The sequence below is a fragment of the Bacillus sp. MYb209 genome (assembly GCF_002975175.1).
Taxonomy (GTDB): domain Bacteria; phylum Bacillota; class Bacilli; order Bacillales; family Bacillaceae_G; genus Bacillus_A.
The window spans coordinates 22,554-35,591 of sequence record NZ_PCNZ01000031.1 but is presented as its reverse complement, the minus strand read 5'-3'; the positions used below and the strand labels follow the sequence as shown (position 1 = coordinate 35,591).

Below are 13,038 nucleotides of genomic sequence, written 5' to 3'. Positions count from 1 at the left end.
TGAAGTTCATCCATCAACTATTTGGAATTGTTGCTTAAGACTAGATTCCACTAGGAAACTTTTCGCCTCTTTATATCTTTCCTAAGTATTTGCACCAGAACCCTAAAAACTATCCAATTGAACTCCTTGCTTTTTCAAGTTCCTTTAAGATTTCTTCTTTTTCTGACTCCTCAAATCTAGAAATCTTCTCTTCTAAGCCATACTCTATTAATTTAAAAAACTCTTTATATTTTAAACATAATATCTCTTCTGGATAACCAGGAAATTCCATACTTAATACAACCTCATCCATCTCACACCTTTCAGAATCACCATCATCATAGGTACCGTAAGTAGTTATCATACAAACATCATCAAAAATAACTTCTTCTTTTGTTAAAATTACATTTATACATTTTATTATTCTTGATTTATTAATAAAAATCCCTCTAATAAAATTCTTATTCCATTCATCATCCATAATCTTTTTCTCGTTCATAAACATTCTCCTAACTATATATCTTAATCAAAACTTGTTACTGGGTGGAAGTTTGTAATTTTCCCATTCCTAAAATACCCCATAAACTTCATTCCGTTTGATGCTTCACCACAAATCAAGTACCCATCTAAATATCCATTTGTCTTTGCTTCCAAGCCCCACTGATACATTTCTTCATTACTATATTTTGAAGGATCATAAACTGTTTTAGGAGATTTTATGATCTTATATTCATCTAAGAACCCCTTCTTTTCCATCACCTTTTGGTATTTTGTATTCTATAGTCTGTAATCCTGGAAAATCTTTATCATATACAATATTCTTAGGATCTATCATATTGTTGATATCTTTACCCGTAGACTTTAGTTTGTTATAAAATTCCTCTGAATTATGTGTTCCTAAAACTCCTTTTTTGCCACTGATTGGTTTATTTTCAGCAATTAGGTGTGTTTTTGCATCAGGGGAAATTGTATGTGTAAGTTCACTCATTGGTTTTCCTAATTTCCAACTAGCTTTACCTGCCCCCTCTGCAGGAAGTTTCTCCCCAAATAACCGGTTCGCATTTTGCGCTCGGTCTCTAAGAAAACTATCAACCTGCTTCAAACGAGATCCGCCTTCTTCCACCCCACCTTTGGAAGCACTTTTAATTGTAGTAGTACTATTACCTGATTTTAAACCTGTTGTGACATTTCCAAATGCATGCAATCCTTTAGCTACAGCTGCTACATCTACGACCCCCAACACATCGCGTAACCAACGTTCATTTGTGTCAAGTTTCCGTTGTGTCAACAATCTTTTCCCATTACTGCACCGGAAACTTCCATTACACCAACACTCGCTGTAAAGGCAAATAATGATGCACCAGCTAGTGGAAAGAACACTGTAGCCCCAGCTAACAATAGCGTCGTGCCCAGTATCCCCTCATCACGCCAAACTTCCTTATGTTCTTGTTGATCTTTGATTGAGTCATAGTTAAATGCACGGCTGTCTAATCTTCTCTTTTGATAGGTCTCATAGGACATGTTACTTTCCCGATTCTCTTTCTTATACGCCTCAAATTGAAATTACAATCTAATAACCTTTGGCTTGCACTCCTCAATAGCATAAATATAAAAAATGACTTTGGATTAATATCCCAAAGTCATTTTTAGTTCATATTCTCAAAATTTTTTATTAAACTGGCCATTTTATAGAGTACAATTCATAATAAACTTAAGTATTTTTTTTAACTAATGCCCATATACCATATTTATTATAAAATACATGATCTTCTGGGAAATGTCTACACTCAGCATACCTTAAAATAAAACTCGGACTGTTCTCATCTATACTAAACGTAGAACCATTTTCTAATTTAGGCTGCTCAATAAGATTGTATAAGCAAAAAATCCGCATCAAATCTTGAGCATATTGTGTTGTTACTTGATTTTTAAAAGCAATAACATCTGGTAATCCAAAACAATGCATTCCACATGTGTAGTAAAAGTCTGTTTCTTCTACTACTGTTACAAAAGCCTGAAATAAATCTACTGTATCATTTGTATTATATATATTGGCCCACTCTTCAATTGTATTTGCAGTACCTGATGATTCAACTTTAACCCCACGTCCACCAGCCTTTAAAAGTACATTCGCAACTTCAAGTATCTTTACTACTTTATCAATAGATCCGCCTTCTCCAACTAAATATACAGTTAAGAAATGGTTTTTAATACAATCAAGTTGCTCTTCTGTAAATTTACCATTCCCTGCAATCTCGAAAGCTTCCGCCAAATGTTCATCATACCCATAAATCTCGGCTTCAAAAAATCCTATTGGTTCACCAAGCTTACCAATACTATTTCCTGCAAAAATATATCCTTCACTTTGTCTTGCCACTGATTCAACAATTTCACTTCTGTTTTTCCATAACCCTGGTATACATAAAATTATTTTTGAGCCTTCCATAGTAACCCTTCCTCATCATTAGTTATTTTCTATCAACTTCTTTTAGCTCGCTAAGAATTTCATTAGCAACGCCCTCGAATCTTTTAGGATCGTCAGAAATAATTTCATTAAGCAAATTGATTACTGTTAATTTTATATCACTATTCATTCCTACAAGAATTTTAGCATACTCACTTCTATATAAATCATTATTTAAAATTCTTATGTTTAGTAGCATTGCCCACTCTTTTGCACTCTCAACCATTTTTGGTAAAGCTTTTGGCATCTCTGTTAGATATTTTTCCATTTCAAAACTTTCAATAAAATGAACTAGACCAAACATAACTTCTTCCTCTTGTGTTTCATCCTCAAATACTATACACAACTCTTTAATAAGCTTTTCATCATCACAATCTGCTAAGTTTTCTAATACATTGTCAAACTCTTCACATTCCGATTGATTTTTTAAAAATCTGCAACTATATAATCTCTTGATCTCAGACTTGCTGTCCATATAAACTTCTCCTTTTAAAAGAATTAATAAAATTGTAACTACTCAGCCATATATTTCATTTACAAGTTTGGTAAAGGGTACTCATTTTTCATCATATAGATTTCTGCCATGAAGATAAAAATGGACATACACTTCGCTGTCTTTCTTTGTTTTAAAACTTTGCGCGTGGCAGAAATAGGCCCTGACCGCTTCTATGCATGGCCAGTCCCTCTCGACCATTTTAAAAATGCTTTTCAGTCGATTTTTTATAGGGTGGCTGAGTAGTTACATAAAATTAGATATTATTGAAAAACATAAGACAAATAAAATTGAAAACTATAATGTTTCTACTATTAGACTAGTAAAGTAAATCATCATTCTTTCTTTAATTCTTTTTTATAATAATCCTCTCTTACTTGTCTAGCATACTCTCTCAAATTTGGGAGTATCTCTTTATACACATTATCTTCTATGTATATTTTTCTCAAATTCAACAAATCAAAAGCAAGAGCATCACGCGGCTCTAAAGAATAGTAGTATGCTTTTTCCTCATTAGTCATATTTCGACCGTATGTCTCAGTCCTTCTATGTCTTCCACCTGTTTTTGGCTGTTCTACATTCATTGTCATACCGTCATTCCACATATACTTTGTTTTTCATTCATGTATTCGGTCCTAATATAAAAAACTTAATGATGTTTTTTTATTAAGACCGCTCTTCTTCATACTTTTCCATTCTTGCCATCAGTTCTTTGTCTATTTCATCTGTTAGTTCTCTATTTAAATATTTATACTCAAAATATTCAATTCTATCTGAAGGTCCAAATTCTGAATCATTCCAGTTAACATAACTAAATCGAACTTTTAATTTCCCTTCACCATTCACAATCATTGTAACTGAAAACCACGCCTCTTGTTGATTATCAATAAATACTTGTTGTAATTGAACTGTCAAATCAAATAATTCATGCAGAAATTGATTATAAATTTTTCTATCAACATTATACATTCTAGGTATATAGTGTGAATATTTATATTCTTGTTTTGCATCTAAGGTTGTATAGAAAAAATAAACTCCTCCTTCCCCATCTTTTACCTCACCATTAAAGTAAAACTCTTCCCATTCAACAGGTATCATATCGTTTATCTTTTCAGCAATTTTACGATAAAGTTTATTTAATTCATTTTCAAATGGCATATTATTTACCTCCTGCTTTATTTAAAATTTCACGTATAACCGGTTTCTTCCCTTGAAAAACCCTCTTTTCTAAAAAAAACCTTGAAAGGCATAAGCCAATCAAGGTCAGAAGTAGTGATTTGGAATCTTCAATTTCTTTACTAATCCCAGTAATAAATATCCAGATTCCTTTGCTATTATCTCATACCTTTAAACGGTTAGCGGTTGATCAGCTTCTGTGTGCTCACGACATTCTCCACCCTCTAAAAGTTGACGGCGGATTGTACATTTAACTAAGTGCTGCAGAGAAAGCAGATTCAAGCATAGTATCAAAATCGCAAAAAGTTTCCATATGCTCACCTGAAGGCTTATCTAGTTCGACAAAACTTTTTTTAGAAACATTATAGCAATACCAAGCTATATCTGAATCTCCAAAAAAAACCAGCTCATCTTCGTCTTTAATTGACTCCCATGTTTCATTGGCATCAAAAAAACTATCCACCTGATTTATTGGCTTAGAATCCAAAAAATTTTGGTCAAGCCCATAAAATTTAAGTCCATTAAATTCAATTCCATTAACTGTTTGTAAAAATTCATAGTATTGCTGTGGCAGTATATCTTCACCAAATTTTTCTACTACAGATTTATGAAATCTTGATAACTCGTTTTCATTGGTAGGTAAATTGAGTTTTCTATTTCGTTTCTCTCTTATTTTGGAAATCTGACTAACTTGTTCTCTCCACATATAATCCCCTTTTAAAAAATATTTATTCCTTATTAGGAGGATAAATGTCTCCTTTTGGAATAGGAAAATCTATTATTTTACTGTCCCCAGGTTTCATACCCTTTGTTAATGAATTTTGTTCATTTGTAATAACCTTGTGATAGGGATGGTTTTTTATTAGAACTAAGTTTTCCACATCATTGGTACCCCCTTGATCCAAAGGAGTTTTATGATGGACTTGCCAACCGTCAGGAACTAGTGCGTATTCCTTCATATCTTCAATATCATTATCTGAGATTCCAGATTTTTTTAATTCCTTTATTTTTTCAGGATTATCAGCCATAGATTTCATCAAATTTTTCCTGACCTTATTAAAATCCCTTCGCAATTGAGCTGTGTCATTTGGATTTCTTTTATTAAAGGTAACCTTTTCTGTTTTAACATTAGGAAGTTTGACTTCCTCACCTTTTATAAATCGTGAAAAGTAATACGTTAAAACTTACGAACTTGTACGAGTTAGTTAGTTTCATATAGATCCCATGTATTAATATTCATCGCCTAGTAATTCGTCATCTCGCTTAATCTCGTACTTCGTTTTCTATTCTAGAATTGCATATAGTACCCCATGATGGTACAACCACCATGAGTTATCCATTCAACTTAGATATAACTATTACTACCTTTTAAAGGTTATTATTTTTCACTTCTTCAAACCACTCATCAGCAATATGATTCGCCGTTTTAACATCATCATTCGTATATACCAAATCATAATTGTATTCAGCTTTAAAGTTGCCACTTTGAACATTATAGATTAATTTCATCTCGGTCGGCATCTCTCTCTCATATTCTTTACATAATGCTTCTACTTTTTCAATATCTTCATTTATTATGTTCAATACCATGAGCATTCTGTTTGGAGACACATCGTATCTTTCTTCTCCATCCTTCAATACATCATTCACTTTATGACATTTTACGTACTTATTGTTAATTAAATAAAAGAACTTACTCGAAATAATATTTCCTTCGCAAGAAGCATAAACATATAATTTATCCGCTCTATCCTCAATATATTCCATACATATAGATATCATATCTGCTTGCAATTCACTAAATTTATCCTCAAATTCTTTCATACTACTTTTTCACTCCTTAGATTAATTCTTTAGAACTGAAGAGTCTTGCTTACCAAGTGCAATTTTGCTACTAATCCATGGTTGGTTGTTGCTTTGACACTTTTTATAATATTTCTCTACTACGGTCTTACATTATACATAACCATTATAATCTATAAAACACTTCATGAATTTATAAAAATATAATGTATCTTTTCTATGCTAAAACGCAAAAAATCACTCGTCATCTATTGTAGACAATCAAGCGTTTTAAGTTCATGTATATTCGTATGATTATATGGACGCAATTTCATGAAGTTCTTACCTTTTACAATAGATTTCAAAGAGGAAGTGTCCATATGATAACACTTGTATCAAGTCGTTTCACGCCATTCTAAAAAAGAAGTACACTGCACACAATACGTCACGTTTAAGCAAGCAACTCTAGTATTATTGTAATACATTGAGAGATTTTATAACTGTAAGCGAAGCTATATTAACACCCGTTATAAAACTTCTCAAGCAAAAAAAATTTGGTTAAAGAAATCGCTTAGATTTAACTTTTTTGTGTCCACGATATTGACTCAAATTAACTATACTATTCAAATAGACTAACATTGTCAAACCCCTAGTAACAAAAAAATAGAAAGATGCTATTCAAGACTTTATACTCTTGAATTAAGTATCTTTCTATTTTTAAATAACATCTAATTTCCTTTTTTTAACTCATTGAACCATTCCATAGCTATATCATCTGCTTCTTTAATTGGATCATTAGAATATACCAAATCATATTTGTATTCTGCTTTCAAGCTATTTTTTAATACATCATATACTAATTTCATTTCTGTTGGCATTTCTCTTTTATATTCTTTACATAGCCTAATCATATTCTTTATGTCATTATTTAATATTCTAACAACACCTTTTTGTCGTTCTATAGAGGTATCATATTTTTCTTCATTACTACTTATAATGTCATTTATTTTATGGCGTTCTACCATTACTCCATTTATATTATAGAAATAGTCACTTGCTATAATATTATCTTCAAAAGAGCAATAAATATATATTTTATTTGCTCTTTCCTCTACGTATTCTAAACATATAGAGACCATATCTGCCTGTAATTCACTAAAATAATCTTCAAATACCTTATTCATAATAATCTCCTTTTGAATTTAAAATATCACGCTCAAAATATTTTCATCTATTTCGTATTGCATATTAAATTCTGATGGTCGTAAATTATCTCCATCATATTTAATTTCAACCTTTACTTTGACATGCTTCCCTTCTTCTAACGCTGTTGCCCATTGATTTTCTATTCTCTTATATATACTTTTGTTAACTTTCTCTAATTGAGAAGCTAAATTATCTAGTTTAGGTGAACCATCAAATCTATCACCTGCTACGTGCCCCACATTATCTTGTCCCTTTACTTTTCCTGGTGTATTTTTACTATGTGATAATCTCTTCTCTCTTTCAGTTAATTGTAGCTTATCTGTTTCAAATTTTTCAATTCTTCCAAGGTTATCTGCTTCATAAAAATAGTCGTATTCCCCTGTTTTATACCTAATATTCGGTTTCAACCTATTTTTCCTACCGTTTGTAAACTGTTTTTCTTTGTCCACTAATGTTTTAACTTCACTTACTTCAGCACTACTTTTACCCGTACCCTCAGTGCACTTATAAAATTATAACGCTCTTTTCACTTTTCATGCTTAAACAAAAAAGCACTCGTCGTCTATCGTAGACAATCAAGTGCTTTCAATTCATATGTGTTCTAAAGTTTTAAGTCACTAGTCACTTTAAGTTTGTGCATACAATCATTTGATACTGATAATATAATATGTTTTGTATTTCATAACAAATAGTACATTTAAACTAACGAACTTGTACAAGCTACTTGTATAGTACATTACCAATAAATTTAATTTCTATATTTTCGGATTCATCTTCACTTTTCGCTTCATTGTATTTAAAATCATAGAGTACAATAACAGAATTAATACTATATACTAAATTATCAGCATTTATTAACTCTTTTATTTTTGGGATAATTTGTTCACTATAAGAAAAATCTTTTAAAATATCTTCTACATTATTTTTAGGATCTTCATAAAAACAAATTTCAATGTTATCTTCATCATAATAACCAAATTCAAAGTTTTCCCCAAACGTTGAGTCTATTGAATCTCCATCTTCCGTATATTCTATATCAACATACTCTTCAAGGCTCTCAAATGATTTAGAAACCCCAAACCAGACCGAAACCATTCCACTATATTCCATATTATTACTCCTCATTTTTTTAGAGTTCCTTTAGCTAGTTTTAATCATGTGATTTGTCTAGATAGATGTATTAGTGAAGCATACCCATAAATTCATAGAAGGTATCTGCAACATGATAACTTACTGGTTCAAGTTCAGCAGAATTCTCATGATCCCACACACAAACTTTAGGGTTATTTTTTGATTCTCTAAAATCTAAACATAAAAAATCACCGGCAAATAATACAGCAATTGGTAATAAAGCTACTCCCAGTGAATCTCCATCATCCGTAAGTCTCTCATCTAGCTGAGTCCATGTTACATCAATATCAAACATACCTATTTCAATATTTTCTGGGGCTTCAAGAATACATAAAAACCTAATAACTCCATAGCTATGGTTATTACACCCAAAAGATTTCTTTTCTGGGGAACCACCATTATTAACTTTTATGAAATTCTTATAATCTATCGGTAGTTGAACTCTCCAAAATTCTTCTTTCCTTAATATCAAACTATCAGATGGTAACGGATAAATTATAGATTCTTTTTTTATTTCCATTAAAAACACTCCTTTTTTTTATTATCTTGGCGCATCTAACCACATTCCTTTAGTCCTTCCACCATTATGAACAGTAATATCATGGATTCCATAAGGAACTAGTTGCATTTTCCCTGGTACTTCAGTATGATGCCACGTATAAGAACCATTTTCCACCATAACCCTTATATCTTCTGGAAGCCTGTTGTTCAACCAGTCAAATTGCTCCACATCTCTTTTTAACCATAAATCTTTTGGAAGTTCATCTTTATGCACTACTAGACCAAGTCCTTCAAAATCAGCAAATCCATAGCGCATACCTTCTACTTTTTTCACTTCAACTTCCGGTATAAGACCTAGTTCTTTAGCTCGTTGTTTTATCATTTTTCCTTTATTACTTGTTAATTTATTTCCACCTTTAATATTATTGGCCCAAGACCAGCTTTTAATATCTATTACCTCAATATAATGTCGAGCATAATCATCTAATACATCATCAAAATTCTTAGTTCCGTTAATAAAATCATCTATATTATTTAAATTAACTTCACTTACTGCCTTACTTCTATTACCCGTACCCTATGTTGTAATCTTAAAATAAAAAGCACTTGTTGCCTATCGTAGACAATCAAGTGCTTTAAACTCATCTGTTTTTAAGTAGCATTAAATTTGTAAGTTTTATAGTAACAGTTCGACAGCCTTTATATGTTGTGACAAATATTATGTTAAAACTTACGAGTTTGTACGAGTTCTTTAGTTTAATATACATTCCATGCATTTATATTGATCGCCTAATAAAATGTCATCTCGCCTAAGCTCGTACTTCGTTTTCTATTCTATCATTGCACATAATACTCTTTGATGATACAACCATCATGAGGTCTGTACTTTTTAATACCCTATTTTAAATAGCGACATCTTGATAACCTACTTCATCTACCCTTTCATTTATAAGACGAATTCCTAAACCATTTTCCTCATCCCATGAACAATCAAACGAGACCCCTACATCACGTCCATCGCGAAGGAAATCATACGGAACAGAAATACCTACTAATGTTATATGTTCTATTAATTGATCAACTGTTTCAATTAATGGGTAGTCTTCATTAAATGCAACATCATAACCAAGCTCATGCCTTTTTTGTTTATAATAATTTAAAATTGGTTGTAATATGTTATGTTGGATTTTCTCCCAATTATCCATTAATGAATTGTATGCCACATATTGACCTTCATCAAATTTACCATCATCTTCTCCTCCAATTAATAATGCTATCTCCGTGTCGTTTCCTAAAAACTTTATGGTTCTGTATCCTACCCATGTATACTGATAATCAAGTTCTCCAAAAACTTTATCATTTATTGTCATTTTATAATCTCCTTATTATTTATTTGCAAATCCTCCGGGTTTAAACGCTCATGCGTTTATCTCTCCTACACCACCCAGATGTCCAAATTCAGCATTTATGATTGTTGGCACGAGTTGCATTGTTTTACCCTCATTCTAGCCCAATTGTAAAAATAAAAAAGTCAATAGCCACTACGTTCTCCTAACGTTGCTATTGACTTCCTTTATTGAGCATGTACCTTTGTCAGTGTCCAAGTAACTCACAAAATAGGCACATCTCTCAACTTATTTTTCTATTTCTAGTATCAAGCCTTCCAAATTCAAAACATCTTTATTATTTTGACTAATGTTCATGCGAAAAGTTTTAAATAGATTTGCAAGAACATGAATGATCACCGTAACACATGGCGTTATTACAATCGTACATGGCCAAAAATAGCACATTCTAGATAGCTATGCAATCTTGATATTAACTTATAAAGAAACCTTGACCGGAGTCAAGGTTGAAGACATACAATCTTAGGTCTATCTATAATACTTGATACACCTTTCTTGAAAAGGGATTCTATCATCAAGCAGCACTTCTTCTTGCAGCAATTTTGTTATAGTCTCTATTTTTACAATGAATAGTGCGAAGAAGTCGCCCGAATTTGGATATGAAAATAGTCCATACCCCTTTGGTGACAGTATTTTGTTGACCTCTTGGATCTTTTCAGGTAAAAATTCATAATTAAATGCTTCTAATTTCTCGAGTTCTTCTTGTGTTGCTAATTCAATTTGGTGGGCAAATTCGTAATCAAGAATAAAATTGACAATTTCTTGGTATTGCTCACCTTTATAGTCAACGTATAAAAACTGTTTCGTCGTCAATCCATATTTTAATAGGTCTTCATGTAAGTCATAACTTCCTTGTTCCTTCAAAAACGTTTCCAAATCCTTGCTATCAGGAAATATAATCTGTGCTATCCCTTTATCCGGCATATTAGCTTCCTCCCTTTTATTGAAATAATTCTCCATGCTTGTTAGGAATATATTCTGGGTAGTTTTTACGATAAAATTGATCGATCATCTGAAGCACGGGATCCCACTCAGGGTATGGCTCACGTTCTCTAAATACCATTTTCGCTTCTGGAGTATTCATCAGAAAATTATCGAATTGAGTAGGTACTGGCAAACCTAGTTGTTTCCTTACATGGATCAAGAATAAGATTTCAAAAGGATAAAATCCGTATCCGAAATCGCCAAATTCACCTAGCTGTCCGATTTCAGAAGCTAATGCAGAATGATACTGTGACATTATCGAAATTAGATGTTCTATTTCTTCTAAATCACCAGTCGACCAACGTTCCAGCACTTCATCATAAATGTTCAGGTCTTCAGGGATTGAGCCGCATCGCAGTTCAGCTTCCTTAAACTTATTTTTCACAGCTAGATGCAATTTTTTATTCGTTCCCATGATGGTTTTATTTCTATACTGCAAGTACAGCTCTAGCAAAAACCAAATATGTCTATCCTCTTCATTGGCATCTATTAAATGTTCACCGAAGTGATGAGTCATAAAATCATATAATATATTTTCTTCTTTCTCCCATCCATACATTGCAAAATGAACTAATGTGAGGACGACTTCTCTAAACGTATATTCCAAGATCATCCCTGGATACCTGCTTGTATAGAGATCCTGTCCCATGCACTGGTAAAATAATACTTTCTGCATGTTCTTTAATCCTTCTGCATTGTTTCCCCCGCTGATCAATACATCGTTTTTCCATAATGACAAGTGATATGAGGAAATTTTGCTTAGATTTATTAATAGTATGTGATCTTTATCTGTTTCATTTTGCTCAACGATTTTCTCAATCTTTCTTCTACTGACATTATATTTATCTTTAACATCTTCAAATTTGATTCCATCCACAAAATTTTTGCTATATCTTTTAAAAGCCATTTCTAACTTTTTTTGGTTTATCATTGTATCCCACCTATGAATTAATCTATTTTCTTCCAGTTCTTTACCTGTAACTCATCAACGCCGAATCCAATATCAGTGATCTTGATATCTGTTTCAACTCTAATAAATTCGAATTTTAGACCAGGATTCTCCTCCTTCAGTTCCGCTAAGTTATCTCTAAAACTGGCATACCTAGAATCATTGCTTTTAACCATGTCTTGGAAGTACTTATCTCCGCCCTTTTTCTGTTTATCCGAGTAACTAAAACTAGCGGAATCTGATGCCTTCGATTCAATAATCGTTAACTTTGGCGGCGGCCCTTCCGATAGGAACGCTACATCTATGCCGTTTCTCCCCACTTGGAATAGATCGGAAACGTCTTTACCTAAATTATTTTGTCTAGCTAAGATTTTTGTCACTTCTTCCCCAAAATCACCTTTATCATGAGAAAAACATTTTGAATTATCGATTTTTCTTTCATACTCCTTTGGAACCTCCAAGTCATAACGATCACTAATAATATCTCTCGTATCCAACTTGTTGGCCAATTTATTTCTTTCTCGCGTTAATCTTTTGATTTCTTTGTCATTTTCTTCTTTTTTCAATCTTTTTATTTATTTATCTAACTTTTTAATTTCTTTTGAGATATTGTCTGAAATGTTACTGCCAGAGCCACCTTTAACCGTACCCTTAGTTCCATTCTTAACCTCAGAAAAGGTCTGCAAAGAGACTCCGCTTTTTCAACATGCAATGAATTTCAACAATTGCTAGCTACTTCCTACTCCTTTTTCCTCATTTGCCAATCTGTTTATGCTTTCTTCAAACTTTGCAACAGGTCCTTATTTTTCCCCTCTACTATCATCATACACTGTTCACAGCCCTTACAATCTATAAAATTTAAAAGTTAATACACTTATAAAATTATAATTCTCTTTTAAATTTTCACGTTAAAACACAAAAAAGCACTCTGAAATGAACCCAAAAAGTGTCTAACTTTTTGGGTTCA

Annotated in this window: 20 protein-coding genes and 1 pseudogene; all 21 read right to left on the bottom strand. The window is 32.2% G+C overall.

Going from position 1 to position 13,038, the window contains the following annotated elements; genetic code table 11:
* Positions 1-109 precede the first annotated feature (109 nt).
* The 21 genes and pseudogenes from CQZ94_RS26310 to CQZ94_RS26215 all read right to left on the bottom strand — a co-directional run bounded on the left by CQZ94_RS26310 (position 110) and on the right by CQZ94_RS26215 (position 12,580).
* Positions 110-478, bottom strand: a complete 369-nt coding sequence (locus CQZ94_RS26310; protein ID WP_105587852.1) for a hypothetical protein — start codon at positions 476-478, stop codon at positions 110-112.
* Positions 479-501: 23 nt separating this feature from the next.
* Positions 502-735, bottom strand: coding sequence for an EndoU domain-containing protein (locus CQZ94_RS26305; RefSeq protein WP_105587851.1), 234 nt, complete (start codon positions 733-735; stop codon positions 502-504).
* Entirely contained in the window at positions 710-1,267 is a 558-nt protein-coding gene (locus CQZ94_RS26300) for a hypothetical protein (RefSeq protein WP_105587849.1), read from the bottom strand. Before CQZ94_RS26300 ends, CQZ94_RS26305 begins: the two co-directional genes overlap by 26 nt.
* Entirely contained in the window at positions 1,264-1,500 is a 237-nt protein-coding gene (locus CQZ94_RS26295) for a hypothetical protein (RefSeq protein WP_105587848.1), read from the bottom strand. Before CQZ94_RS26295 ends, CQZ94_RS26300 begins: the two co-directional genes overlap by 4 nt.
* A gap of 190 nt (positions 1,501-1,690) precedes the next feature.
* Positions 1,691-2,425 carry a DUF4261 domain-containing protein gene (locus CQZ94_RS26290; RefSeq protein ID WP_105587846.1) on the bottom strand — a complete coding sequence of 245 codons (735 nt, stop codon included), beginning with the start codon at positions 2,423-2,425 and terminating at the stop codon, positions 1,691-1,693.
* Positions 2,426-2,447: 22 nt separating this feature from the next.
* Positions 2,448-2,918: an Imm30 family immunity protein gene (locus tag CQZ94_RS26285; protein ID WP_105587844.1), complete on the bottom strand. Its 471-nt coding sequence runs from the start codon at positions 2,916-2,918 to the stop codon at positions 2,448-2,450.
* A 353-nt stretch (positions 2,919-3,271) separates the two neighbouring features.
* Complete coding sequence (locus CQZ94_RS26280) at positions 3,272-3,526, bottom strand: hypothetical protein (protein WP_258166059.1); 255 nt, start codon at positions 3,524-3,526, stop codon at positions 3,272-3,274.
* Between the two features lie 76 nt (positions 3,527-3,602).
* Positions 3,603-4,094: an immunity protein YezG family protein gene (locus tag CQZ94_RS26275; RefSeq protein WP_105587843.1), complete on the bottom strand. Its 492-nt coding sequence runs from the start codon at positions 4,092-4,094 to the stop codon at positions 3,603-3,605.
* A 268-nt stretch (positions 4,095-4,362) separates the two neighbouring features.
* Positions 4,363-4,818, bottom strand: a complete 456-nt coding sequence (locus CQZ94_RS26270; protein ID WP_105587841.1) for a YrhA family protein — start codon at positions 4,816-4,818, stop codon at positions 4,363-4,365.
* Between the two features lie 22 nt (positions 4,819-4,840).
* Positions 4,841-5,149 carry an HNH endonuclease gene (locus CQZ94_RS26265; protein ID WP_258166058.1) on the bottom strand — a complete coding sequence of 103 codons (309 nt, stop codon included), beginning with the start codon at positions 5,147-5,149 and terminating at the stop codon, positions 4,841-4,843.
* Positions 5,150-5,480: 331 nt separating this feature from the next.
* On the bottom strand, positions 5,481-5,936 hold the full coding sequence (locus CQZ94_RS26260; RefSeq protein WP_105587840.1) for an immunity protein YezG family protein: 456 nt from the start codon (positions 5,934-5,936) through the stop codon (positions 5,481-5,483).
* 686 nt (positions 5,937-6,622) lie between these two features.
* On the bottom strand, positions 6,623-7,078 hold the full coding sequence (locus tag CQZ94_RS26255; protein ID WP_105587838.1) for a DUF600 domain-containing protein: 456 nt from the start codon (positions 7,076-7,078) through the stop codon (positions 6,623-6,625).
* 18 nt (positions 7,079-7,096) lie between these two features.
* The gene (locus CQZ94_RS26250) at positions 7,097-7,549 is read right to left on the bottom strand and encodes a DNA/RNA non-specific endonuclease (protein WP_105587837.1); all 453 of its coding nucleotides are present in this window, start codon (positions 7,547-7,549) and stop codon (positions 7,097-7,099) included.
* Positions 7,550-7,820: 271 nt separating this feature from the next.
* Positions 7,821-8,210, bottom strand: coding sequence for an immunity 22 family protein (locus CQZ94_RS26245; protein WP_070145933.1), 390 nt, complete (start codon positions 8,208-8,210; stop codon positions 7,821-7,823).
* A 70-nt stretch (positions 8,211-8,280) separates the two neighbouring features.
* Positions 8,281-8,751, bottom strand: coding sequence for an SMI1/KNR4 family protein (locus CQZ94_RS26240; RefSeq protein ID WP_105587835.1), 471 nt, complete (start codon positions 8,749-8,751; stop codon positions 8,281-8,283).
* Positions 8,752-8,772: 21 nt separating this feature from the next.
* Positions 8,773-9,114 carry an HNH endonuclease signature motif containing protein gene (locus tag CQZ94_RS31385; RefSeq protein WP_181149553.1) on the bottom strand — a complete coding sequence of 114 codons (342 nt, stop codon included), beginning with the start codon at positions 9,112-9,114 and terminating at the stop codon, positions 8,773-8,775.
* Between the two features lie 520 nt (positions 9,115-9,634).
* Positions 9,635-10,102 (bottom strand): DUF6985 domain-containing protein, encoded by a 468-nt coding sequence (locus CQZ94_RS26230; protein WP_105587834.1) that lies wholly within the window; start codon positions 10,100-10,102, stop codon positions 9,635-9,637.
* 48 nt (positions 10,103-10,150) lie between these two features.
* A pseudogene (locus CQZ94_RS32470) lies at positions 10,151-10,237 on the bottom strand (HNH endonuclease family protein); the annotation flags it as partial.
* A 369-nt stretch (positions 10,238-10,606) separates the two neighbouring features.
* Positions 10,607-11,062 carry a DUF6630 family protein gene (locus CQZ94_RS26225; RefSeq protein WP_097808649.1) on the bottom strand — a complete coding sequence of 152 codons (456 nt, stop codon included), beginning with the start codon at positions 11,060-11,062 and terminating at the stop codon, positions 10,607-10,609.
* Between the two features lie 16 nt (positions 11,063-11,078).
* Complete coding sequence (locus CQZ94_RS26220) at positions 11,079-12,053, bottom strand: hypothetical protein (protein ID WP_105587832.1); 975 nt, start codon at positions 12,051-12,053, stop codon at positions 11,079-11,081.
* 17 nt (positions 12,054-12,070) lie between these two features.
* Entirely contained in the window at positions 12,071-12,580 is a 510-nt protein-coding gene (locus CQZ94_RS26215) for a hypothetical protein (RefSeq protein WP_142395942.1), read from the bottom strand.
* Between the last annotated feature and the right edge of the window lie 458 nt (positions 12,581-13,038).